The following is a 23,297-nucleotide window of genomic DNA, read 5'->3' on the forward strand; positions in this document are numbered from 1 at the left end:
GAACTCCTATCTTCGTGTTTGATTCGCTAATGGAACTGTTTGTAGTTTGGGCCTGACTTTCTGCGCTTTTGCTCTTTCACTGACAGGTGTCAGCGGAAACTCTCGCTTGGTAGCAACGATCACATACAGCGCACTGACCTGCGGTATCCAGCGCGCCAACTTGGTCACTCCTGATTCTAGAAATGGCCAGCGTTGCTGCAACATAGACGCTGCAAAGTAATGTTGTGTCGTTACTTCCATATTCAATAGTGATAACCAATCTAATATTCGCATTTTACTAAAATAACGTCCACACCACGGATATTGGTTTACTTTTTTCGGCCACAAGGTTTGCACTTGGTTCAGTGCCAAAGGGTTAAAACCGACGAGAATCAATTTGCCATTAGCAATCAGGCTACGACTCATTTCGCGCAAAACTTGATGGGGATCTTGCTCAAACTCGAGTTGATTAACCATGACAATCGCATCTAAAGCGGCTTCGGCAAAAGGCCATGCAGTTGGCAAGGCGCGAACTTGGATAGGGTTTCGCTGACAATCACCGACGGTCATGTGGTGGCGTATCGCATTGCGCGGTAGCTCTAACTCAGCAGTTAAGCACCCTACTTTCGCTAAATGATAACCGTACAAACGCTCAATATGTGGCGCCAGCACTTGCTCTACCTCAGCCTTTAACCATGCACCATGCGCCACTTGGTGCCAATGCTCGGGGGCTTTTACAGCTTTTTCACGAAACGCGGGTTTTAACATCATGGGTACTCACCTGTATACTGCTCTCAACGTTGTATCACAAAGAGGCGGTTATGCATATTTCTGCACTACCAGCATTGAATGACAATTACATCTGGATCATTCAGCAACAGCAAGGTGCGCCTGCTGTCGTTGTTGATCCTGGCGATGCCCAGTCGGTCCTCGATTGGCTTGCCAGCCATCAGATTGAGCTGGCAAGCCTATTGGTCACCCATCACCATTGGGATCATACCGATGGTATCGAGCCGTTGTTGCAACACTATGATGTACCGGTCTATGGTCCAAAGAACTCAAAGTTTAAGCTCATAAGCGACACCTTAGCGGAAGGTGATTCATTCATTCCTGCTGGGCTTAAACAATCGTTTAACGTGTTAGCAACCCCAGGGCATACGCTTGACCATATCAGTTATGTTACCGAGGGGGCATTATTCTGCGGAGATACTCTGTTTAGTGCTGGGTGCGGTCGCATGTTTGAAGGTCAGCCAGAACAATTTCATCAGTCTTTACAAAAGCTGGCTAAACTTCCCGTGACCACCGCGGTCTATGCAGCACATGAATACACCTTGGCGAACTTGCGCTTTGCCGCAGCCGCTGAGCCTGACAATCAGGCGATTCATGAGGCGACCCTTGCAGTTTCTAAACTGCGCGCGGCAGGGCAACCTAGTTTGCCTTCTACCATCGCTACCGAACTTTCGATTAACCCGTTTCTTCGCGCTGAATCAGCAACGGCATTTGCCAAGCTAAGACAGTGGAAAGATAAGTTTTAAATTCGTACACTGCGAAAAGTTTAGCTTACGCAGAAGAAGCAAAGGATTATTCACCCATGAAAAAATGGTCTCTGCTCGCCCTGAGCGCAGCCTTGTTAGCTGGATGTCAAACCACACCAGAACCTCAGCAGCAAGCTGAACAAAAGCGCTCTACCAGTAAAGAATCTCCTGAATTAGTGAGTGAACAACCACAAGAGCCACTGGCACCGATTTTGCAGCCAGAGAATATTATCGAACCGCCGCCAGTGGACGAGCTGACGCCGCAACAAGAGCAAGATATTTGGCAACGTATCCGTCGGCAACTGACCTTTAGCGTACCCGATAACAAACGCGTTACCGCGCAACGTAATTTTTATCTGAAGCATCCAGATTACATGAATCGTGTGGCCGAGCGAGCAGCACCCTTCATGCACCTAATTGTTGAAGAAATCGAAAAGCGTGGTTTACCTCTCGAATTAGCCCTGCTGCCTATCGTTGAGAGTGCCTTCGACCCGTTCGCCTATTCGCATGGTCGTGCCGCTGGGGTTTGGCAGTTTATTCCGGGCACCGCACGTCATTATGGACTCGATATCAATTGGTGGTATGACGGCCGCCGCGATGTCTATGCCTCAACGCATGCTGCGCTTGATTATCTAACCGATTTAAATAAGCGCTTCGATAATTGGCTACACGCTCTCGCTGCCTATAACTCTGGCGGTGGACGGGTTAATTCGGCGATTCGTAAAAATGCGCGAGCTGGTAAACCAACTGACTTTTGGTCGCTGGATTTGCCGCGCGAAACGCGCGCCTACGTACCAAAGCTACTCGCTCTTGCGGATATTCTGCGACATCAAGATCGCTATCAAGTCAGCTGGTTACCGATTGAGAACCAGCCTTATTTGACTATCGTTGAAACCGAAAGCCAAATTGATCTGGCTCTTGCCGCCGAAAAAGCTGGCATGGAGCTCGCTCAGTTACATCATTACAATTCAGGTTATAACCGTTGGGCCACAGATCCTGCAGGTCCGCACCGGTTACTGCTGCCGGCTGAGAATGCGGAGCAACTGCGCGCTTGGTTAGCAGTTGCTGAACAGAAGGATTTAGTACGCTGGACACGACATAAGGTGAAGTCAGGAGAGAGTCTGATTGTTATCGCAAAGAAATATCATACGACGCCTCAAGCGATTCAGCAGGCCAATGATATACGTGGTTCGTTGATTCGTGCTGGCGATTATTTACTGATCCCCGCGGCTTCACTAGATCTTGATGAATATCAATTGAGTGCCGATCAACGCTTAGCATCGACACAATCGAAGAGTCGTGGCAAAACCAAAATCAATCACACTATCGTCAGTGGCGACACCTTTTGGGATTTGAGCCGCAAGTACAATGTTAATTTGCGCCAGTTGGCAAGTTGGAACGGTATGGCACCAACGGATCCGTTACGCCCAGGTAAAAATCTTGTGGTGTGGTTACAGCAAGACGAACCCGCAGGTATCACACGCAACATCCATTATCGTGTGCGCCCAGGTGATTCTTTGGCACGTATTGCGCAACGCTTCAATGTGACTATAGGTGATATTGAAAAGTGGAACCAAATTAGCCGCAGCAACTATTTGCAACCTGGCCAACGGCTAAAATTGGTTGTTGATGTTACCCGTGTGAGTGAAGATAGCTAGCGTTGTAATAACGCTAGCAGGTCTTGCTCGCTCATGACTGGCACGCCGAGCTGCTCGGCTTTAGTCAGCTTTGAACCCGCAGCATCACCGGCAATCACTGCGGTCGTCTTTTTCGAAACGCTACCGCTTACTTTTGCTCCACGAGCCTGTAACGCCTGCTTCGCCTCATCGCGGGTCATTTCTGTCAAGGTGCCAGTGAGCACGTAAGTGTGACCCGCAAGGGTCGCCTCTGCTTGCGTCAGCTGTTCCACGGTAGGCCAGGTGATACCCAATTCCAGCAACTCGTCGATGATTTGCTGATTGTGGGGTTCACGGAAGAATTGATAGATATGGCTCGCCACTACCCCACCGACGTCAGAAACCTCCTCAAGCTGTGCTTGATCTGCCTCAGCTAGCGCCGGCAGTGAAGCAAAATGACTCGCTAAATTAGCCGCGGTCGCCTCGCCTACTTCGCGAATACCTAAGGCATATAAAAACCGCGGTAAGGTTGTACTTTTACTTGCTGCGATCGCAGTGACGATATTTTCCGCTGATTTTTCACCCATTCGCGGTAACATCGCCAGTTCCCGGGCTTTTAAACGATATAGATCAGCGGGTGATTTAAGCCACTCACGCTCAACTAGCAATTCAATCAATTTGTCGCCTAAACCATCAATATCCATGGCTTTACGCGAGGCAAAATGCTTCAACGATTCTTTGCGCTGAGCAGCGCAAATTAAACCACCGGTACACCGCGCTACCGCCTCACCCTCAGCGCGTTCGACATGCGATCCGCAAACTGGGCACTCGGTCGGAAATACAATGGCTTGGGCATCGGTTGGACGACGCTCGGGTAAAACGCTAACCACTTGTGGAATAACGTCACCAGCGCGTCGAATAATGACGGTATCGCCAATATGAATATCCAGTCGCGCAATTTCATCAGCGTTGTGTAGGGTTGCATTTGACACGGTTACGCCCCCTACCGCCACGGGCTCCAAACGTGCGACTGGTGTAATAGCACCGGTCCGCCCAACCTGAAAATCAACACCGTTTAACACGGTCATTTCTTCTTGCGCCGGAAATTTCCAGGCAATCGCCCAACGGGGTGCACGCGAGACAAAACCTAGATCCTGCTGTTGTCTGATGTTGTCGACTTTTAACACCACACCATCAATCTCGTAGCGCAAACTTTCACGCCGTTTAAGAATGTCCGCATAATAGGCGCTGCAGCCGACGCTTCCCTCTACCTGTTTTACTTCAGCACTTATCGGCAACCCCCAACTGGCAAGTTGTTGTAGGCGTTGGTAATGAGAGTCAGCAAGTTCAAGATCGTCACTCACGACGCCCATGCTATAGGCATAAAAATGCAGTGGCCGCTGTGCCGTGATCCGTGAATCGAGCTGACGGAGGCTGCCAGCGGCGGCATTACGCGGATTGGCGAAGACTTTATCACCGCGCGCCAGCGCTTTCTCATTGTAGGTATTAAAAGCTTTCACTGGCATAAACACTTCGCCGCGCACTTCGACGCGCGCCGGATAATTGCCGGTCAGTTGCAGGGGCAAATTACGAATGGTACGGACATTTTGGGTAATATCTTCACCGGTCTGACCATCCCCTCGGGTTGCACCCCGCACCAACTTTCCGTCTTCGTACAACAAGCTTACCGCCAACCCATCAAGCTTAGGCTCACAGCAATAAATCACTTCGGCGTTGGTATCAAGACGCTCTTTCACACGCTCAGCGAATGCTGCAAATTCGCTTTCGTCAAAAGCGTTATCGAGCGACAGCATGGGCACTTCATGCGTTACTTGCGAGAATTCAGCTAACGGCGCACTACCAACTTTTTGCGTCGGCGAATGCGCTGATTTAAATTCTGGATAATCTGTTTCTAACTGCTTTAATTCGCGGAAAAGGCGGTCGTACTCTGCATCTGGAACTGAGGGAGCATCGAGTTCATAGTATTCACGATTGTAACGGGTAAGAAGCGCACGTAGTTCATCTACGCGCGCTTGAAGTTGCGTTGAGCTCATAGTTGTTTACTGCCGAATTAGACGTTTACGTTCGTATTCTCGAATATTTTGATGAATATGTTGCACCGCTTGCCGGGTCAACGGGTTGCGATGTTCATCAAGCACTTGGCCACCGTCAATCGCTGCAGCGAGCTTGTCTGCTGCATTGTGCATCATGTTGAACGCTTGGGTTGAATTACTTTTGATAGGTAGCGCTAAAAACAATGCAACACCCTTGGTTTCAAAGTGCTCCATGTTGTCGATATCAAAGGTTCCCGGGTTGAACATGTTCGCCAAACTAAACAACACGGGTCCATTGCCCGCGGTATCGACATGCCGATGAAAAATATCAAAATCGCCGTATTTAAAGCCAAGCTCGGTTAATTGCTCAAGCAGTTGTGGTCCCTTGAAGGCACCTACCACATGCAAAGCAATAACCATATCAGGCGCCTGCGTTACCGCTGGTTCATCGTCTGGATCAAGCGGTAAATCCATGCTTTGTTGGGTTGGCGCTGTAGTTGCCTCAGCAGCTTTACGCGGCCCTACACTACGGGGCTTGCGCTGCGTCTGTGGCGGAGGTTCTGGAGCAGCCGTTGGTTTCTTAATCTCGTCTGGTTCGACCGTAAACGATGGCAAGTCCAGCTCATCGTCATTGGTGTGAAACTCCTGTTCTACCGGCGATTCGACTGCTTGCTCACGCGCTTCCTCACGCCGCACTTGTTTGGTTTGTGCGGCTGCTGCTGTTTTAATGACACGTACGGGTCCGATACCATCTTCGTCAAAGCCCGCTGGATCATTGGCGCGCTGACGTTTGCGTTCGAGTTCCTGTTGTAATTCTTGTGCGCGGCGTTCGTTGCGGCGGATGTTCCACATGCCATGGCCAATGATTAGACCAATCAACAGTAACCCAATAATACTAAAAACAATTTGCATGGTACTCATTACGGACTTTCCATGATTCTGTAGTTTATTTTATGACTGCGGTTATGAGGCCTCAGTGAGAGCGACAGCTTCATCCACATCCACGGCTACTAAGCGCGATACCCCGGGCTCTTGCATAGTGACACCTGCTAGATGCGAGGCCATCTCCATAGCCACTTTATTATGACTAATATAAATAAATTGTACCGTTTGCGACATTTCTTCTACGAGACGACAAAAACGTCCGACGTTTGCATCATCGAGCGGCGCATCAACCTCATCCAACAAGCAAAAAGGCGCCGGATTCAGACGGAAAATCGCAAACACCAATGATAAGGCCGTCAGCGCTTTTTCACCACCCGATAACAAGTGAATTGTACTATTTTTCTTACCTGGTGGTCGCGCCATGATAGCTACACCAGTTTCGAGTAAGTCATCTTCGGTTAGTTCCAAATAAGCGCTGCCACCACCAAAGACTTTCGGGAACAATTCCTGCAGACCACTATTCACTGCATCGTATGTGGTTTTGAAACGTTGCCGAGTTTCTTTATCGATTTTGCGAATCGCCGTCTCTAATGTTTCCAAACTAGCACTAAGGTCTTCGTGCTGCTGATCAAGATAAGATTTTCGCTCAGCTAAGGTTTCAGCCTCTTCAATCGCTGCTAGGTTAATCGCTCCTAAGCGTGCAATCGCACTTTGCAGACGCTCTACTTCCTGTTGCCAAGCCTTTTCCTCGGCATTTTCTGGCAACGCCGCGAGCACCGGCTTTAGCGGCTGCTGCATTTCATCTAACACCGCTAACACATTACGGGTGCGCTCTTGTAATGCCGCGAGCTCCATTTGACTACTCTGTAATTTTTGCCGTGCTTTTTCAATTTGAGTTTCAACCCCCTTGGCACCGCTAGCAACATCATGTAACTGTTGCTCTAACTCAGCAAGTTTGTTGGCCCAGTCGCGCCGATCTTGGTCAACTATTTCGCGCTGCGCGAGTAACTCTTCAAGCTGCATGGCTAAAACTTCAGCTTCCTCGCTGCTATCAGCGTCCGGCTGCTGCAATAAACTCAGCTGGTCTTGGGTTTGCTGCTGTTGCTGTTCCAGCCGCTGAATCAAGGTCCGCACGCTTTGCGTTTGGTGTTTCAGTTGTTCTACTTGAATCTTCTTTTCTTGCGCTCGCTGTTGCTGCTGTTGTGCCTGTTCGCGCAGCTGCTGCCGTTCGCTTTGCAGTTGCTCCCGTTGCTGTTGCCAACTTTCTAAATCGTCCTCTGACGCGCGTTGCTCTAGCGTCTCAAGTTGCAAAGTAAGTTCTTCGCGTTGCAGTTGCCATTCTTCAACTTGTACCGCTAATGCTGTTGATCGTTGTTCAATCTGTTCAGCTTTGTCTTGCAATTGCGTCAGTTGTTGTTGTTCCCACTTTTGCTTTTCGCGCCAAGTCGCCGCTTGCGCTTGGAATTCATTGAGCTGGGTACGTGCTTGTTGTTGCTGTTGCTCAAACTCAAGTAATTGGGCTTGCTGTTGCTGATGTTGCAGGTCGAGTTGTGCCAACGCCTGCTCCGCAGCAGCTATCTCTTGTTCCAGCTCAGTTAATTCAGCCTGTTGCAGCAGTAGACTACTCTCCGCTTCGATGTGCGCCGCCTGAAACGAGCCCGGTCCCCAAGCGGCACCATTTTGAGTGAGTGCCAGCAGCCAGTGCGAGTCTGTCAGCTGTTTTTGCGCCGCTTGCGCGTCGGTAACCAGTGCTATCCGTTGTAACAGCGTCCACTGGCGCAATGGTCCTTGCACTTGTGCTGCCAAACTATCGGTGGGCACGGCAGCGGTGGTTAGCGTCACTACCTTACTACCGAGTTCGCTTGGCCATTGCTCCAGTGGTTCATTTACAACCACAGCAGATAACCAGAAGGTGAGTACTTGCTCAGCCGCGAAGCGCCAGTCATCGTTGACGTTCAACAACTCTCGAACCGTACCGACAAGAGTGTGCCCTTGCTGTTGCAACCAAGAGACCAGTTGGTCAGTATCATGCGTTTGCTGCGCTGCGGTTAATAACGTCTGCAGTGAGCTTTGTCGACCTAACTGCTGTTGTAAGGTACGCTGCAATTGTTGCTGCTGATGTTCGGTAGCAACACATTGTTCACGTAGCTGCAACTGGTCAGCTGCGACCTGCTGTAACGACTCATTCGCTGCCGCAATTTCAGCCTCAACCTGTGCTAGTTGTTCTGCAACTTCGCTTGCAGCTAAACGTTGCTGCTCAACTTTCAACTCATCAGCCGCCGCTTGTAACTCGTTACGCTGTTGTGTAGCGCGCTGTAAATCGGCCCCAATACGCTCTTGTTGCAATTGCACCTGTTGCAACTCCGCGCGCTGTTGTTGCTGCGCATCGAGAAAAGCTTGATAGTCACGTTGTAACGCTTCCCACGCCAATTCATGCTGCTGAAAGCGCTGCTGAGCTTCTTCGGCGCCCAAGGCTAATAATTCAGCTTCGGGCTGCAGCTCCTCGAGCTGCATCTTCAACTCAACTTCTTGTTCGACATCACGTTGATAAGTGTCATTCAGTTGCGTCAGTTCTGCTTGCAATTGCTGCTCTCGTTGCTGCCGTTGTTGTTGCTCGGTGCGTAAACGTTGCAGCTGATGCTCAGTGCGCGTGATCTCATTGCCGAGCTGGTAAAACTGCTCCTGAATCTTATCTAACTTAGCTTTAGTGTCGTTGGTCTGCTCGCGCAACTCGGTGGTGCCACGCTCGCTGCCACGTTGTTCTGCGAGCCATTTTTCTAACTCAGCCTCATGTTCACGAATGGTCTGTCGTAGGCGCTCAGCTTGCTGCTCAAGGTTGAGCCAGCGCAGCGCCTGTAATTCAGCTTTAAATTTGCGCTCTTGCTTCTTGAGTTCTTTGTAGCGCCGCGCAGCGGCAGCTTGACGTTGTAATTTGTCGAGCTGTGTACCGAGTTCGTCGCGCACGTCGTTCAACCGATCGAGATTATCACGCGTGTGCTGCATGCGATTTTCAGTTTCACGCCGCCGTTCTTTATATTTGGAAATGCCAGCCGCTTCCTCAATGAAGATGCGCAGTTCCTGCGGCTTCGACTCGATCAGTCGGGAAATCATTCCCTGTTCAATGATCGCGTAGCTACGCGGCCCTAAGCCCGTACCCAAAAATAAGTCGGTAATGTCGCGACGACGACACTTACTGTTATTTAGGAAATAATCAGAGCGACCATCTCTGGTGACCAGTCGTTTGACCGAAATTTCAGCATAGTTCGCGTATTCGCCTTGGATACGCCCAGACGAATTGTCAAAGACCAGCTCGACACTCGCTTGTGAAACTGGCTTGCGGGCGCCGGAACCGTTAAAAATGACATCGGTCATCGCATCACCGCGTAAGTTCTTTGCTGAACTCTCGCCAAGTACCCAGCGTACCGCATCGATAACATTTGATTTGCCGCACCCATTGGGGCCGACAACGCAAGTCATCTGATGTGGAAAAGGTACTTTGGTTGGATCGACAAACGACTTAAATCCAACCAATTTTATGTGCTTAAGGCGCATGTATTTGGCCGCTTCGTTGTTATTGTTCTGCCCTCATAATGCTAGATTTTGTAACATTTTCAAGGGTTGGTTAAGTAGAATAAACGCTTATACTGCGTAAAGCTTTAGCAAAGCACCAAAAATCGAAAGTTACAGGAGCCAATGATGTCACGACGAGGATCTCACCCAACGCCAGCTGCCGTTTACAGTGAGTTCGGTGCAAGCTATGTGGGTCGAGGCTTTGAACTGGCCTTCCAAAAGGGCTTGCGGCGTTATGCTCTGATCCCGCTCCTCATCAATATCGTGCTGTTTTCAGTCGCTATCTACGCCATTTTCCACTACACCACAGTATGGGTGAGCGACTTTCTTGCTTGGCTCCCCGAGTGGCTCAGGTGGCTTGAGATTATTTTGTGGCCACTGGTGATTCTCACCGTGGTATTGTTGTTTGCACTCACCTTTACCAGTGTCGCGAACATTATCGCCTCGCCATTCAATAGCTTCTTAGCCGAAAAAGTTGAGGCTCGCTTGACCGGAATTGCGCCTGCTGACAATGGTGTTGCCGGGCTGGTTAAAGATATCCCGCGCACGCTCGGGCGAGAACTGCAGAAGCTCGTCTATTTCATTCCTCGGTCTATCGGGTTCCTACTGTTATTGCTCTTTGTGCCTGTCATTGGACAAATATTGTGGTTACTCTGGGGTGGTTGGATGATGACGATTCAATACGCCGACTACGCATTTGACAATCATAAAGTACCCTTCCGACAAATGCGCATGAGCCTCGGCAAACGACAAGGAAAAAGCCTCAGCTTTGGCGTCGTCGTCGCATTTTTAGCATCGATTCCAATTGTTAATCTCATCATGATTCCGGTCGCAGTTTGCGGCGCCACTGCATTTTGGGTCGACCATATGCGTGCTGAAAATTTACACTAGCGGATTTGTGTAGGCCTCGTTATCATGGAGTCATGGTAACAACAACTTAACGAGGCTGGCATTTGTTAAAACGAGCATGCGGTTTCCTAACAAAGCTATGGATCATCGCTTACTTAACAAGCTCACCTCTTGCTCATGCCCAAGAAGAGCAAGCCGATATTGTCTGGGGAATTAATAATTCGCCACCCTTTCACATCGTCGATGGCTACTTTGCCAAACAAGGTGTTTGCGATGCTATGATCGCAGCCTTTCAGCGTGCGCTCCCCGAAGCCAAGCACGAAATTGTTAATTATCCACAAGCCCGTATCGGCGCACTGCTCAGTCAAGGACAGAATGTTTGCTACCCCTGCCTGATTCGACACGGCGTTGAAACCGACTTAATTGAATATTCTGCAACGGTTTTCGAATATCCCCCGCACGGTATCATTACCCGCAAAGAACTCGCTGAAGAATGGCGCACCAAATTCGGCGACCCAGTCGATTTGGTTGAACTGCTGAAAACGCGCAAGTACCGGTTTGGACAGCCTGTTACGCGGCTTTATGGGAACTTACAGCCATATATCGAGCGTTTTTTACACAAAACCTCACGTTACTCAGAGATCTCTGGGCGTGATGCCCATGCGAACCTGCTCGCGATGATCAGTGCTGGACGTTTAGATTTTACAATTGATTATCCGATGTTACTCAATTACCACAACCAAGTATTACCCATCGATTTAGTTTTTCTGCCGATTCAGCAAAATCAGGGGGAAACAGTTGAAGGCGCGGTAGGCTGCCCGACTACAACTTGGGGTAAACGTGCTATCGACATGATCAATAGCGCAATTCCAGCTGTTGTGGCTGACGAGCAGTTCAACACTACAAAAGATCGTTGGCTTCTGCCACAGATCCCGTAAAATAGTGGGCCAATACGCCCACAAACTTACGGCTCTAGCTATGAAACCAATGACCTCAGCTCTGCTCACGTTGAGCGCTGTATCCTTATGTTGCTCCGCAGCATTCTATACTTCAACTGCCTCTGCATGGGGACAAAACGGCCATCGCATCACTGGCAAGATTGCCGAAGCTTATTTAACCCCTGCCGCACGACAAGCAATCGAAGACCTATTGGGTCCAGAATCACTTGCAGAAGCATCGACTTACGCTGATGAAATGCGTTCAAACCCAAGTGAATTTTGGCAAAAAACCGCTAATCCATTTCATTATGTAACACTGCAACAACCGCATGACTATCACGCTGATGATTGTCCCCCACAGGGTGATGCCATGAGTGCTTTGGAGGATTTCACTGCGACCTTGCAAAGTGAGACCGCATCACGCGATGAAAAGCAACTTGCGCTGCGCTTCATCGTACACATTATCGGTGATTTGCACCAACCATTACACGTTGGCTCAGCAGCCTTAAACGACCGCGGTGGCAATGATGTAAAAGTTAAGTTTTACGGTGAAGATAGCAATTTACATAGCGTTTGGGACACCGGCTTGGTGGAGCACCAAAACCTATCCTACACTGAGTTTTCCAACTGGTTGCAACGTCGCATTACCGATGAACAAGCGCAAACTTGGGCAACGCCTGACCCTTATGTTTGGATCAATGAAAGTTCACAGTTGCGTGATGAAGTCTACCCTGCGGCCGATGAGACAAGTTTGAGTTGGGATTATGTCTATAATTACACGCCAGTGATGAAGCAACGCTTGCAACAAGGCGGTGTGCGCATCGCAGCTTATTTAAATAACGTTTTTGCGGACGCCGAGTAACTTTATGACAGTTGAAAATTATATCCCTGAAGATGCTGCAGCGTCGCGCCAGCCGAAAGTAGGTTTCGTGAGCTTAGGCTGCCCCAAAAACCTGGTCGATTCCGAGCGTATTTTGACCCAGTTACGCACTGAGGGATACGATATCGTGAACAGCTACGACAACGCCGATATGGTGATTGTAAATACCTGTGGCTTTATCGATAGCGCGGTTCAAGAGTCACTCGATGCGATCGGCGAAGCACTGAACGAGAACGGTAAAGTCATTGTAACCGGCTGTTTAGGTGCGAAGGACGATGAAATTCGTGAAGTACACCCCAATGTTCTAGCGATTACCGGCCCGCATGCCTATGAAGAAGTGATGGGGCATGTGCATCAATACGTACCTAAGCCGGAACGTGCACCCTTTGAAAACTTGGTTCCAGAAACTGGAGTAAAACTAACGCCTCGACATTTTGCTTACCTCAAGATTTCTGAAGGATGTAACCATCGCTGTACCTTCTGCATCATTCCATCCATGCGTGGAGATCTGGTCAGTCGTCCGGTCGGCAATGTCTTGGCAGAAGCGCAACGACTCGCTAATGCTGGTGTTAAAGAACTACTGGTTATCTCTCAGGACACGAGCGCCTACGGTGTTGACGTCAAGCACAAGACTGGCTTCTGGGACGGCCAACCGGTTAAAACCCGTATGCTTGAGCTTTGTGAAGCGCTCGGTAAGCTCGGGATCTGGGTTCGCCTTCATTACGTGTATCCTTATCCGTCAGTGGATGATGTCATCCCACTCATGGCTGCAGGCAAAATTTTGCCTTATTTGGATATTCCTTTGCAGCATGCGAATAAGCGTATTTTACGTTTGATGAAACGTCCAGGCTCGGCTGATCGCACGCTTGAGCGCATCCAAAACTGGCGAAAAATCTGTCCGGATCTCACCATTCGCAGCACCTTCATTGTCGGTTTTCCAGGTGAAACTGAAGAAGAATTTGAAGAATTACTGCAGTTTTTACGCGATGCTCAACTCGATCGTGTCGGCTGTTTCACCTACTCGGATGTTGAAGGTGCAAAAGCCAATGAGTTGCCAGATCCAGTACCAGAAGATGTGAAACAAGAACGCTACGCGCGCTTTATGGAAGTCCAGCAACAAATCAGCGCAGCGCGGCTGCAACAGAAAATTGGCCGGACCTTGGCAGTACTTATTGATGAAGTTGATGGCGAAGGTGCCATTGGTCGCAGTTACGCAGATGCTCCAGAAATCGATGGGTTGGTGTATTTAAATGGCGAATACGAAGTGCAACCAGGAGATATAGTGCAGGTGCAAATTGAGCATGCTGACGAATATGATCTGTGGGGAACCGTTGTTCGCTAGTTTGGAACGGCTAAAAATCAGCGACGCTTAGGCGTCGCTGTCATCATCAAGTAGTTTGCTATCGAGCTTTTTCGATGATTGCACACCCATTTCTTTAAACTTCTCCACCCGACCGACCAGATTACCGCGACCGCTTGAGAGCTTATTCATTGCACCATCGTAATGCTTACGCACCGTATCAAGACTGTTGCCGATACGCTGCATGTCTTCAATAAAGCCAACAAACTTATCGTAAAGCTTACCTGCGTCTTCCGCAATTTTTTGCGCATTGCGATTCTGATGCTCGTACTGCCAAATATTATTCACCGTGCGTAGCGCCACCAATAAATTGGTCGGGCTGACCAACATGATGTTGTGTTCAAGCGCTAGGCGAATGAGTTCAGGATCCCGATCGACCGCCAACAAAAAGGCTGGCTCAATGGGAATAAACATCAATACATAATCAAGCGTTCGCACACTATCTAACTGCTGATAGTTCTTTTTCGACAGCCCCTTAATGTGTGCGCGTAATGAATTAACGTGTTCCGCTAGCGCTGCCTCACGTGCTTTATCGTCATCACTGTTGAAATAGCGTTCATACGCAACCAGTGACACTTTGGAGTCAATCACCACGTCTTTCTCGTTGGGCAAATGTACAACTACGTCTGGCTTAAACGAGCGACCGTCCTCATCACGATGGTGACTTTGAGTTTCGTACTCATGCCCTTCGCGCAACCCTGATTGATTCAAAATACGCTCAAGTACCACCTCTCCCCAGTTGCCTTGCGTTTTGGTATCGCCTTTCAGGGCGCGGGTGAGCGCATCTGCTTCGGCGGCCATTTGCTTGTTAAGCTCTTTCAGCGAGGTGATTTCTGTAGTCAACGAAGCGCGTTGTTTTAACTCTTCGGTATACTGGCTTTCAACTTGCTTCTTAAAGGCCTCAAGCTGTTGCTTAAAGGGTGCTAGGGTGATTTCCAGAGATTGCTTGCTGCTTTGCTGCAAACGTTCAGATTTTTGTTCAAAGATTTGCTGGGCTAAGCGCTCAAATTCCTTTTTCATGCGCTCTTCACTAGCTTCTAATAAGCGTTGCTTCTCTTCAGCGTGTTTGAGCGTGCTTTCTAACTTGCTTTGATTCGCCGCTAGATCGGCTTGCAACTGACTGCGCTGTTGCTGTAACTGCTGCTGCAACTGTTCTGCTTGCTTCAGCCGTTGCTCAAGTTGCGCTACTTGTTGCACCTTTGGGCGCTGCCACAGCCACGCCAAAATTACGCCAACGACTAGCGCGGCAGCGCCAGCCGTTAACCATTGCCACAGCTCCAGACTAAGCATCAGCGGCTGCCAACTTCACTCGCCAAATTGCCGGGCCGGTCTCGTGCGCATTCTCACCCGTGCTATCGACAGCAACGGTCACCGGCATATCTTCGACTTCGAATTCATAAATCGCTTCCATCCCGAGATCTTCGAAACCAACCACACGCGCTTTCTTGATTGCTTTAGCAACTAGGTAGGCAGCACCGCCTACCGCCATCAGATACACGGCTTTGTGTCGCTTAATACTGGCAACTGTTGCTGGCCCGCGCTCCGCTTTACCTATCATGCCCAAAATACCAGTTTTTTCCAGCATCATGTCCGTAAACTTATCCATTCGCGTTGCCGTTGTTGGACCTGCCGGCCCGACAACTTCATCACCGACAGGATCGACTGGCCCCACGTAATAAATAAACTTATTGGTGAAGTCGACAGGCAGTTCTTCGCCATTATCTAGCATATCTTTGATGCGTTTGTGCGCGGCATCACGGCCGGTCAGCATTTTGCCTGACAACAACACGGTTTCACCGGTCTTCCACGTTTCAATATCTGCTTGAGTGATTTCATCAAGGTTGACGCGACGGGCATCATCACCAAGCTCAAAGGTTATGTCAGGCCAGTCTTCGAGTTTTGGTGGTTGCAAATCAGCTGGACCCGATCCATCAAGTACAAAATGTGCATGGCGCGTTGCTGCACAGTTTGGAATCAAGGTTACAGGTTTTGACGCGGCATGGGTTGGCATTGATTTAATTTTCACATCCATTACGGTAGTCACGCCACCGAGACCTTGTGCACCAATTCCTAACTTGTTGACGCGCTCATAGATTTCTAGACGCAACTCTTCCTCGGCATTTTGCGGACCACGGTCAAGTAACTCCTGAATATCCACCGGATCCATCAAGGCTTCTTTTGCTAATACTGCAGATTTCTCCGCAGTACCACCAATACCTAAGCCAATCATACCGGGCGGGCACCAACCGGCACCGAGTTTAGGCATGGTCTCAACCACCCAATCAGCGATCGAGTCACTCGGGTTCAACATGACCATCTTCGACTTATTCTCAGAGCCGCCACCTTTTGCGGCAATCATAACTTCAACCTGATCGCCCGGCACCATATCGATATGCACTACAGCTGGTGTGTTATCACCAGTGTTTTTACGTTTGCCGGCAGGATCCGCGACAATCGATGCACGCAACGGGTTGTCAGGATTTGTGTACGCTTGGCGAGTGCCTTCATCAACCATCTGTTGAACGGTTAAGTCTGTTTTATCCCATTGCACTCCCATTCCTACTTTCACAAAGCAGGTCACGATTCCTGTGTCTTGGCAGATCGGACGGTGCCCTTGCGCGGCCATGCGCGAGTTAGTGAGCACTTGCGCAATCGCATTTTTCGCCGCTTCACTCTGTTCACGGTGGTACGCTTGCTCCAGCGCTTGTACGAAATCTAATGGGTGATAATAAGAGATGTATTGCAACGCATCGGCAATACTTTCGATAAAATCAGCTTGGCGAATAACGGCCATGTCTACCTCAACATCAACGGGTTACGATTGCTCGCTATCATAGCGTTTTCGCTCCGCGCTGACCAGTTTTAGCATGCACTGTGTTAAGCTATGCCAAGATATTTTTTGGAGTCAAAAGCTGTGCCAATCGTTGCTCAAACAATCGAACTCAAGCGCCCTTTTGCTGACTTGTTTGGCGCCATCGCCGAACAGCCTTGGGCGCTATTTTTGGATAGCTGTGGGCATCCTAAAAGTCATTATGACTTTATTTTTTGGCAGCCAGAGCAGGTGGTTACCTTAGCCGCAGATTGGCCGCATCATTTAACCCAGCTATTGGCACAAATCCCTACTTATGAAGGACCGGAGGAGTTGCCGTTTCAAGGTGGCTTGGCTGGCGCTTTTAGCTATGATGCCGGACGCGCACTGGAACAACTACCTAATCAAGCGGTTGCCGACATTACCCTACCCGACTTAGCCGTAGGGTGTTATCACAATGCCTTGATTCGCGAACGCCAATCAGGCAAAACATGGCTGCTCTCTGCAGCTGAAACTCAGCAACATTGGCGCCAATTTTGGCAGACTTGCGACCAACAACCTGCAGTACCGCGCGAGAACTTCGCACTTACCGCTGCTTGGCGAAGCAACATAAGCGCCGAAGGCTACCGGCAACGCTTCAGCAAAGTTCAAGACTACCTACAAGCAGGCGATTGTTATCAAATCAATCTTGCGCAGCGCTTTAGTGCTCCCTATCAAGGCGATGAATGGACTGCCTACCAACGTTTAAGAGCGACCAATCAAGCGCCCTTCTCGGCGTTTTTACGACTGCCGCAAGGAGCTTTATTAAGTCACTCTCCTGAACGCTTTTTGCGCGTCAGTGCGGCGGGGCAGGTTGAAACCAAGCCGATCAAAGGCACACGTCCCCGCCATAGCGATCCGATTAAAGATCAGCGACTGGCGGATGAGCTCCAAAGTGCTAGCAAAGATCGCGCTGAAAATGTCATGATCGTCGATTTACTGCGTAACGATTTGAGCCGCGTCTGTGAACCAGGTTCAGTGCAGGTTCCGACCTTGTTTGCGATTGAAAGCTATCCGGCTGTGCATCACCTAGTAAGTACTGTTGTGGGTCAGTTACCGGCTCACAGCAACGCGCTCGATCTTTTAGCTGCGTGTTATCCAGGCGGTTCAATCACCGGTGCGCCGAAAATTCGCGCGATGGAAATTATCGACGAATTAGAGCCTCATCGCCGCAGTTTCTATTGCGGAAGCTTCGGCTACTTTTCGCAGCATGGCGCTGCCGACACCAGTATCGCCATTCGCACCTTAGTGGCGTGTGATGCGCGCATTCACTGTTGGGCCGGTGGTGGTTTAGTGGTCGACTCAGAGGTCGCGGCTGAGTATCAAGAAACTCTCGACAAGGTAGCGAAAATATTACCCGTGCTGGCTGCAACCGAGGTCGGCGCATGACTCGTGAAGAATTTTTGCACCGCTTTCAACTGCATGCGCCGCGCCAAGCGCCGCGGGTTATCCCTAAACGCTTTCGCCCAGCTGCGGTGCTGATCCCGTTGTGGGAACGTGATAATGAATTGCAGTTGGTGCTCACACAACGCGCGTCATCTTTACGCCATCATGCGGGACAAATCAGCTTTCCCGGCGGCCGCCAAGAACCTGATGATGGCAGTCTTTGGGAAACCGCGGTACGCGAAACTGAAGAAGAAATCGGCTTGCCGCGCGATGCGGTTGAATGTATCGGACAGTTACAAGACTACCCCGTTATCAGTAATTTCATCATTCGCCCCTACGTCGGCTTCATTCATCCGCCCGCGCCGTTGCGAGCGGATCCGAATGAAGTTGCTGAAATTTTCACGGTTCCGGTTGCACATGTCCTGCATCAACAACGGCATTTCGCTTATCGGATGCAGCGCTTCTTGTACGATCGCGTATACTTTATTCCATATCAGCATAGAAATATCTGGGGTGCGACGGCAGGAATTTTGCGAGAATTAGCCGATCACGTGTATCCTGAGCGTCACTCGCTTTATCGTTCTCTTAACGAATAGGTTTACAACAAAATTTATGATTAGTGTTTTCGATATCTACAAAGTAGGCATTGGCCCTTCAAGCTCACACACCGTTGGCCCGATGCGCGCGGCTTACGAATTTTTGCATGCCGCCGACAAAGCTGTGGGTTTAACCAAAGCGACTGGCATCAAAGTCGAATTGTTTGGTTCATTAGGCCAAACTGGTAAAGGCCATGGTACCGGTAAGGCCGTTATTTTAGGGCTCGCCGGCGAACAGCCGGAAACCGTCGACAGCACCAAGGTAGATGAGTTTTTAGCGGAAACCGAAAAATCCCAACGCTTGAAGTTGTTGGGTAAGCACGAAATTAAGTTTCCGCGAGAAGGCGCCATTACGTTCCACCGTCGCAAAACCATGCCCCGTCATGCCAACGCGATGGAGCTCAAGCTCTACAATGGTGATGAGGTAATTTTCAAAGACCTTTACTACTCTATCGGTGGTGGCTTTATCGTGCGCGATGCCGACTTTGACGACACCCTCGAAGAAGCCATCGAACAATCGTCGAAACCCATCCCCTATCCATTTGATAGTGCGGCGGAAATGCTCGAGTTATGTAACGAGCATGGCATGCGGATTAGTTCATTGATGTTGGCCAACGAAAAAGTATTTCGCAGTGAAACCGATATTCGTGCAGGCCTTATGCATATTTGGCGCACCATGGACGAATGTATTGACCGCGGCATAAAGACTGAAGGTATTTTGCCAGGTGGGCTCAAAGTGCGGCGCCGTGCACCGGGTCTCTATCAACGCCTGAAAAACGAACGTTCGGCTGACCCTATGCAAACCATGGACTGGGTCGATCTATTCGCCCTCGCCGTAAATGAGGAGAATGCGGCGGGTGGCCGCGTTGTTACTGCGCCCACCAATGGTGCCGCGGGTATCATTCCAGCAGTGCTGAAATATGCCGATAAGTTCATTGCGCCACTCGACGAAGAAACCGTTGTACGATTTTTATTAACATCGGCTGCCATCGGTATTCTTTATAAGAAAAACGCATCCATCAGTGGTGCGGAAGTCGGTTGCCAAGGCGAAGTCGGGGTTGCCTGCTCAATGGCCGCAGGAGCACTCGCTGAATTGATGGGCGGCAACGTGAGTAACGTTGAAAACGCTGCTGAAATTGGTATGGAACACAACCTCGGTCTCACCTGCGACCCAGTTGGGGGGCTCGTACAAGTGCCTTGTATTGAACGCAACGCCATGGGTGCCATCAAGGCCATCAACGCTGCCCGCCTAGCTTTACGTGGTAGTGGTGACCACAAAGTATCGCTGGATAAGGTCATCAAGACCATGTGGGATACCGGCAACGATATGAAAACTAAATATAAAGAAACCGCACGCGGCGGTCTCGCGGTTAATATTATCGAGTGCTAAAACTACAGTAGCGGTAATTCAAGATCTTTGAAGAGGTGGTCGACCGCGTCCTGCGTACGCTGTTGCATCGCCTCTTCTACTTTTGGCTTGGTCAAATGCGGTGCGAACGTCTCGATGAAATCGTACATATAACCACGCAAAAAGGTGCCACGACGAAAACCAATCTTGGTAGTACTTGGCGCAAATAAATGCTCTGCTGGTAATGCGACTAAGTCACCATCGACGCTCGGGTCATAGGCCATAGTGGCAACTACACCTACACCAAGCCCTGCCCGCACGTAAGTTTTGATGACATCAGCATCCGTTGCGGTAAACACCACATTCGGCTCAATACCGGCTTGACTGAAGGCTTTATCGAGTTCAGAACGTCCGGTAAAACCGTGTACGTAGGTGACTATGGGCTGTGCACCGAGCGCTTCAATGCTCACTTTACTCTCAGCCGCTAACGCGTGCCCACGAGGCACTATTATCGAACGGTTCCAGTGGTAGCAAGGCAGCATAATTAAATCTTGATAGAGATGCAGCGCCTCGGTTGCAATCGCAAAGTCCGCTTTACCTTTTGCCGCAGCGGCACTAATAGCTTCAGGTGAGCCTTGGTGCATGTGCAATGATACTTTCGGGTAGCGCTCCATAAATAGCTTTATTTTACTCGGCAATGCATAACGTGCTTGGGTGTGGGTAGTGGCAATATGAAGCTTACCTTGATCGGGTTGCGTATGTTCACTAGCAACCGCTTTAATACCGTCAACTTGAGCGAGAATGTCACGCGCAATGGCTATCACTTCTTGCCCCGCCGGCGTCACCTGAGTGAGATGCTTGCCACTACGTTCAAAAATTTGAATGCCTAATTCATCTTCGAGCATTCTCACTTGCTTACTTATTCCCGGCTGCGAGGTAAATAAGCTCTCAGCTGTCGCTGAAACATTGAGATTATGATTTAATACTTCGACGATATAGCGTAGTTGCTGTAATTTCATAAGGGCACTCGTTCGGTGAAGTCGTTTCGATTACTTATTCGAAAAATATATAACACGTTGCTTATTTATTCCAAGAGTAAATCACGAGGTTTTTGTGTCAAGCTTATCTGAACAATTACAAAATCTTGGTTTTCGCGCTACTGAGACCAGCACTGAAACCGCATCAGAAACAGTGCAGATTGATAAAAGCCAAGCCGTGCGGATTCAACGCCAGACTAAAGGGCGCAAAGGCAAAGGTGTTACCGTGATCTTCGACCTACCGCAACAGGAAAATTTATTGCGCGACTATGCGCAACAGTTACGAAAAAGTTGTGGCGTCGGTGGCAGTGTCAAAAACGGTACTATTGAATTACAAGGTGACCAACGAAGCGCCGCTCAACAATTCTTAGAGCAACAGGGTTTTAAAGTTAAACTTGCGGGTGGTTGAGCGACTACAAACGCGGGGGTAACTGATAACCGAACTCAATTTCGCGTCCTTCATCCCGCCATTCGAGACGTTCAGCAAGTTGCTGTAACAACTCGAGGCCGCGTCCGTACGGCTGACTTTGATCGAAAGTACCTAACTGCTCCGGTAACTGCCAAGACGCTCCGCTATTGCGCACGCAGCAAGTCAAATAATGACGACTGTGGTCATAAGTCAGGGCAATAGTGACACTGCCCGAAGTTAAGGCCGCGAGGCGTTCAGCGCGCAATTGGTAGTAATACGCAAAGCCTTCTGGATCGTTCTTCATACGCGAATCAAGCCTCAGCAAGCCATGCTCAAGCGCATTATTGTATACCTCTGCCAGCAGCAAATAGAGCGTCGTACGATGCCCATGCAACGCTGGCAAGCGACTTAGCAAGCCAACAATGGTACTTACTACGTCGACCCTCTGCAGGTCGACTGGATGCAACTCTGTCGCAAAGGTGAAAGGTAACGACTGTAATTCAGTCTGCACCTCAGGTAACGCAAGGCCGGTGGGGCAGCACTGCAACACTGCAAGTGATAGATCATCCTGCAGCGGTTGGGTGCCACGAAACTTCTCCAAACTAGCAACCAGTTGCTCAAATTGTGTTGGGTTCGGGTACTTCTGTAGCAGTGCTTGCAACGCGTCTAAGCCAAAAAACTCGCGATTCTGCCCGAGCATTTCAATCACGCCATCGGTATACAACGCAATACAGTCAGTACTTGTGGTTTTGATAGTGGAGACTTGTTGATCAAACTCGTCGTTGCTTAGCACCCCGAGAGCCAAGTGCTGTGCATGTAATTGATGTTTTATTTCGCCCGTAGTGGAGTACACAATGGCCGGCGGCATGCCCCCGTTCCAGTAACTTAGCCGCTCACCGTTAGCCGAAAGCTCCAACACAATGCAGGCACAAAACATCTCATGAGGTAATAAATGATGAAGCCTATAGTTAAACTCGGTTACCATTTCAGCGATCGCAACACTGCGATCCGCCATTGCAAAAAAGGCTTGGGAAAGCGGCAGTGCACCGGTTGCTGGAGCCAAGCCATGACCGGTGAAATCAGCTAACATCACATAAAGATTACCCAAGGGTCCGGGGGCTACTAGGCACAGATCACCATTAAACTTTGCCGCTGGCGCGACCAAGGTTCGAATGTGCTGGTATTCAAGAAAATTGCGGCTCAATGCGTTCCGAAAAATGTGCTCAATAAGTTCGTATTCGCGCTCGACCCGCTGGGTATGCCAAACCAAACTCTCGCGTACAGCACTCAACTGGCGTTGCATATTGAAGTTGCTCACCGTGAGTTGCAAGCGATGCATCAATTCGGGGACACGCGCGGGCCAACGCAAGTAATCGCCCTGCCAATGCCGATGCCGAGGAAATTTATAGGTTTGCGGAATCACTAATAACTGTTGCGGACAATTGAGCGCCACCAAGAGTTCAAGGGTAGGCTGTTCGGTCACTACAAGAGTTGTATGAGTAGGCTGTAACTGCGCATGCCAGCGCTCTATGGCGTGCTCGCGAATACGTTTGGTTAGACGCAATTGCTTAATCGTCGACACCAGCGCATGAGCCATAGCGCTATCGTCATGATAAACATCGATTACGTATTGTTGTGACGGCTTCAGCATATGCCTTGCCTCAAGTGGCGAGCTATTCGATAGTAAACAATTTATCGAAGCGCGAGATGTCTAAAATGTTTTTGACTTCAGGGCGGCAATTAATGATGTGAATACCGCGAACGTTGTCACTAAGCGCTTTGCGCATATTTAACAGCATCCCTAGCGCTGAACTATCTAAATATTCCGTTTCACGTAGGTCAATGTAGACCAATGGTTTCTCATCACCAATGGAGCTGTATGCGCGACGGAAGTCATTGACCAGATTAAAGTCAAACTTCCCATGAATAGAGATAGTTAGCTCTTTACCATCGTTCGATAAATGACGGATTACCGACATTACGCACCTACTTCAGTTGTTATTATTA

Annotated in this window: 19 protein-coding genes; 10 read left to right on the forward strand and 9 right to left on the reverse strand. The window is 49.5% G+C overall.

Going from position 1 to position 23,297, the window contains the following annotated elements:
* Window positions 1-6 precede the first annotated feature (6 nt).
* The gene (locus IDAT_RS06395; RefSeq protein WP_051986624.1) at window positions 7-750 is read right to left on the reverse strand and encodes a methyltransferase domain-containing protein; all 744 of its coding nucleotides are present in this window, start codon (window positions 748-750) and stop codon (window positions 7-9) included.
* Between the two features lie 50 nt (window positions 751-800).
* On the opposite strand from IDAT_RS06395, the gene gloB reads away from it, so the two are divergent.
* Together gloB and IDAT_RS06405 are read left to right on the forward strand one after the other, a co-directional pair.
* The gene (gene gloB, locus IDAT_RS06400; RefSeq protein ID WP_034732060.1) at window positions 801-1,514 is read left to right on the forward strand and encodes a hydroxyacylglutathione hydrolase; all 714 of its coding nucleotides are present in this window, start codon (window positions 801-803) and stop codon (window positions 1,512-1,514) included.
* Between the two features lie 56 nt (window positions 1,515-1,570).
* On the forward strand, window positions 1,571-3,172 hold the full coding sequence (locus IDAT_RS06405) for a LysM peptidoglycan-binding domain-containing protein (RefSeq protein WP_034732061.1): 1,602 nt from the start codon (window positions 1,571-1,573) through the stop codon (window positions 3,170-3,172).
* Here the strand turns inward: IDAT_RS06405 and ligA are convergent.
* From ligA to smc, 3 genes are read right to left on the reverse strand one after another with little or no spacing between them, the layout of a single operon-like run.
* Entirely contained in the window at window positions 3,169-5,184 is a 2,016-nt protein-coding gene (ligA, locus tag IDAT_RS06410) for an NAD-dependent DNA ligase LigA (protein ID WP_034732063.1), read from the reverse strand. The two genes, IDAT_RS06405 and ligA, sit on opposite strands and share 4 nt — an antisense overlap.
* Window positions 5,185-5,190: 6 nt before the next feature.
* Window positions 5,191-6,105 carry a cell division protein ZipA gene (zipA, locus tag IDAT_RS06415; protein ID WP_034732065.1) on the reverse strand — a complete coding sequence of 305 codons (915 nt, stop codon included), beginning with the start codon at window positions 6,103-6,105 and terminating at the stop codon, window positions 5,191-5,193.
* Between the two features lie 42 nt (window positions 6,106-6,147).
* Window positions 6,148-9,621, reverse strand: a complete 3,474-nt coding sequence (gene smc, locus IDAT_RS06420; RefSeq protein WP_034732067.1) for a chromosome segregation protein SMC — start codon at window positions 9,619-9,621, stop codon at window positions 6,148-6,150.
* Window positions 9,622-9,762: 141 nt separating this feature from the next.
* Here smc and cysZ point away from each other — a divergent pair, with 141 nt between their 5' ends.
* The 4 genes from cysZ (at window position 9,763) to rimO (ending at window position 13,648) form a co-directional block, all read left to right on the forward strand.
* Complete coding sequence (gene cysZ / locus IDAT_RS06425; RefSeq protein WP_244441607.1) at window positions 9,763-10,530, forward strand: sulfate transporter CysZ; 768 nt, start codon at window positions 9,763-9,765, stop codon at window positions 10,528-10,530.
* Between the two features lie 62 nt (window positions 10,531-10,592).
* Window positions 10,593-11,426 (forward strand): hypothetical protein, encoded by an 834-nt coding sequence (locus tag IDAT_RS06430; RefSeq protein WP_034732071.1) that lies wholly within the window; start codon window positions 10,593-10,595, stop codon window positions 11,424-11,426.
* 40 nt (window positions 11,427-11,466) lie between these two features.
* A complete protein-coding gene (locus tag IDAT_RS06435; protein WP_034732073.1) occupies window positions 11,467-12,288 on the forward strand; it encodes a S1/P1 nuclease in 822 nt (273 codons plus the stop codon).
* Between the two features lie 4 nt (window positions 12,289-12,292).
* Entirely contained in the window at window positions 12,293-13,648 is a 1,356-nt protein-coding gene (gene rimO / locus IDAT_RS06440; RefSeq protein ID WP_051986626.1) for a 30S ribosomal protein S12 methylthiotransferase RimO, read from the forward strand.
* A 27-nt stretch (window positions 13,649-13,675) separates the two neighbouring features.
* On the opposite strand, the gene rmuC is transcribed toward rimO, so the two are convergent.
* Complete coding sequence (rmuC, locus tag IDAT_RS06445; protein ID WP_034732074.1) at window positions 13,676-14,956, reverse strand: DNA recombination protein RmuC; 1,281 nt, start codon at window positions 14,954-14,956, stop codon at window positions 13,676-13,678.
* Window positions 14,949-16,460 (reverse strand): fumarate hydratase, encoded by a 1,512-nt coding sequence (locus IDAT_RS06450; RefSeq protein ID WP_034732077.1) that lies wholly within the window; start codon window positions 16,458-16,460, stop codon window positions 14,949-14,951. The genes rmuC and IDAT_RS06450 overlap by 8 nt, the downstream gene beginning before the upstream one ends.
* 120 nt (window positions 16,461-16,580) lie before the next feature.
* Here IDAT_RS06450 and pabB point away from each other — a divergent pair, with 120 nt between their 5' ends.
* From pabB to IDAT_RS06465, 3 genes are read left to right on the forward strand one after another with little or no spacing between them, the layout of a single operon-like run.
* Window positions 16,581-17,903, forward strand: coding sequence for an aminodeoxychorismate synthase component I (gene pabB, locus IDAT_RS06455; protein ID WP_051986627.1), 1,323 nt, complete (start codon window positions 16,581-16,583; stop codon window positions 17,901-17,903).
* On the forward strand, window positions 17,900-18,496 hold the full coding sequence (locus IDAT_RS06460; protein WP_034732079.1) for a CoA pyrophosphatase: 597 nt from the start codon (window positions 17,900-17,902) through the stop codon (window positions 18,494-18,496). Before pabB ends, IDAT_RS06460 begins: the two co-directional genes overlap by 4 nt.
* Window positions 18,497-18,512: 16 nt before the next feature.
* Window positions 18,513-19,886, forward strand: a complete 1,374-nt coding sequence (locus IDAT_RS06465) for an L-serine ammonia-lyase (RefSeq protein WP_034732082.1) — start codon at window positions 18,513-18,515, stop codon at window positions 19,884-19,886.
* Window positions 19,887-19,888: 2 nt separating this feature from the next.
* Here the strand turns inward: IDAT_RS06465 and cysB are convergent, their stop codons facing one another.
* Window positions 19,889-20,863: an HTH-type transcriptional regulator CysB gene (gene cysB, locus IDAT_RS06470; RefSeq protein ID WP_034732084.1), complete on the reverse strand. Its 975-nt coding sequence runs from the start codon at window positions 20,861-20,863 to the stop codon at window positions 19,889-19,891.
* A 94-nt stretch (window positions 20,864-20,957) separates the two neighbouring features.
* Here cysB and IDAT_RS06475 point away from each other — a divergent pair, with 94 nt between their 5' ends.
* Window positions 20,958-21,290: a translation initiation factor gene (locus IDAT_RS06475; protein WP_034732088.1), complete on the forward strand. Its 333-nt coding sequence runs from the start codon at window positions 20,958-20,960 to the stop codon at window positions 21,288-21,290.
* Between the two features lie 4 nt (window positions 21,291-21,294).
* Here IDAT_RS06475 and IDAT_RS06480 read toward each other — a convergent pair whose 3' ends face one another.
* Both IDAT_RS06480 and IDAT_RS06485 read right to left on the reverse strand, forming a co-directional pair.
* Window positions 21,295-22,941: an ATP-binding SpoIIE family protein phosphatase gene (locus IDAT_RS06480; RefSeq protein WP_051986628.1), complete on the reverse strand. Its 1,647-nt coding sequence runs from the start codon at window positions 22,939-22,941 to the stop codon at window positions 21,295-21,297.
* 22 nt (window positions 22,942-22,963) lie between these two features.
* The gene (locus tag IDAT_RS06485; protein WP_034732091.1) at window positions 22,964-23,269 is read right to left on the reverse strand and encodes an STAS domain-containing protein; all 306 of its coding nucleotides are present in this window, start codon (window positions 23,267-23,269) and stop codon (window positions 22,964-22,966) included.
* Window positions 23,270-23,297 lie beyond the last annotated feature (28 nt).

The organism is Pseudidiomarina atlantica (assembly GCF_000753735.1).
Classification (GTDB): domain Bacteria; phylum Pseudomonadota; class Gammaproteobacteria; order Enterobacterales; family Alteromonadaceae; genus Pseudidiomarina; species Pseudidiomarina atlantica.

Bases quoted from the DNA above. Each gene is read 5' to 3' on its own strand.
- IDAT_RS06395 (WP_051986624.1), bottom strand. From the start codon at position 750: ATGATGTTAAAACCCGCGTTTCGTGAAAAAGCTGTAAAAGCCCCCGAG.
- gloB (WP_034732060.1), top strand. From the start codon at position 801: ATGCATATTTCTGCACTACCAGCATTGAATGACAATTACATCTGGATC.
- IDAT_RS06405 (WP_034732061.1), top strand. From the start codon at position 1,571: ATGAAAAAATGGTCTCTGCTCGCCCTGAGCGCAGCCTTGTTAGCTGGA.
- ligA (WP_034732063.1), bottom strand. From the start codon at position 5,184: ATGAGCTCAACGCAACTTCAAGCGCGCGTAGATGAACTACGTGCGCTT.
- zipA (WP_034732065.1), bottom strand. From the start codon at position 6,105: ATGAGTACCATGCAAATTGTTTTTAGTATTATTGGGTTACTGTTGATT.
- smc (WP_034732067.1), bottom strand. From the start codon at position 9,621: ATGCGCCTTAAGCACATAAAATTGGTTGGATTTAAGTCGTTTGTCGAT.
- cysZ (WP_244441607.1), top strand. From the start codon at position 9,763: ATGATGTCACGACGAGGATCTCACCCAACGCCAGCTGCCGTTTACAGT.
- IDAT_RS06435 (WP_034732073.1), top strand. From the start codon at position 11,467: ATGAAACCAATGACCTCAGCTCTGCTCACGTTGAGCGCTGTATCCTTA.
- rimO (WP_051986626.1), top strand. From the start codon at position 12,293: ATGACAGTTGAAAATTATATCCCTGAAGATGCTGCAGCGTCGCGCCAG.
- rmuC (WP_034732074.1), bottom strand. From the start codon at position 14,956: ATGCTTAGTCTGGAGCTGTGGCAATGGTTAACGGCTGGCGCTGCCGCG.
- IDAT_RS06450 (WP_034732077.1), bottom strand. From the start codon at position 16,460: ATGGCCGTTATTCGCCAAGCTGATTTTATCGAAAGTATTGCCGATGCG.
- IDAT_RS06460 (WP_034732079.1), top strand. From the start codon at position 17,900: ATGACTCGTGAAGAATTTTTGCACCGCTTTCAACTGCATGCGCCGCGC.
- IDAT_RS06465 (WP_034732082.1), top strand. From the start codon at position 18,513: ATGATTAGTGTTTTCGATATCTACAAAGTAGGCATTGGCCCTTCAAGC.
- cysB (WP_034732084.1), bottom strand. From the start codon at position 20,863: ATGAAATTACAGCAACTACGCTATATCGTCGAAGTATTAAATCATAAT.
- IDAT_RS06480 (WP_051986628.1), bottom strand. From the start codon at position 22,941: ATGCTGAAGCCGTCACAACAATACGTAATCGATGTTTATCATGACGAT.
- IDAT_RS06485 (WP_034732091.1), bottom strand. From the start codon at position 23,269: ATGTCGGTAATCCGTCATTTATCGAACGATGGTAAAGAGCTAACTATC.